Below are 567 nucleotides of genomic sequence, written 5' to 3' on the forward strand. Positions count from 1 at the left end.
GGCGCATGTGATGGTTCTCCCTCGGATAGGCCGCATCCGTGAGCGCGGCCAGGCATGCTATATCCGGCACCTCGCCGATGGCGAGCCCCGTTCAGCCCAGCGCGTGCTCGACAATCCAGGGCAGGTCCGTGTCCTCCGGCCGCACGCCGGCGCGCGTGAGCAGGCCGTGAACCTGCCCGCGATGATGGGTCTGGTGATTGAACACATGCGCGACCAGCAGCCAGAGCGGGCGCGTGAGCTCGGTCGCGCTGTTGCCGCTGAACCAGGTGAAGTCGCGCGCCATCTCGCCCGCCGTCAGCCGGCTCGTCCAGGCCTCGATGCCCGCGTCCGTCGCCTCGCGCGCCGCGCGCATCGCCTCCCATTCGGGCGCGAAGTCCGGGCTGCCGGCGAGGCCGCCGCCGGGCTTTTCCCAGCCGTCGAAACGGCTCATCCAGTTGATGTCGGCCCAGAGCAGATGGCTCAGCGTCCGGTGGATGCTGCCGAAGAAGGCGCCGCCATGGGCGCGGCGCTCCTCCTCGTCGAGCATGGCCGCGGCCCGGTAGATGCGGCGGTTCATCTCGCTGTTGT

1 protein-coding gene is annotated in these 567 nt (G+C 70.2%); it reads right to left on the bottom strand.

What is annotated here, in order from left to right; genetic code table 11:
- Positions 1-91: 91 nt before the first annotated feature.
- Positions 92-567 (bottom strand): DinB family protein (locus AC1DWF_RS37285; RefSeq protein ID WP_476843451.1); only part of this gene is annotated, 476 nt, incomplete at its 5' end.

It is taken from the genome of Aminobacter sp. P4_D5, assembly GCF_056401815.1.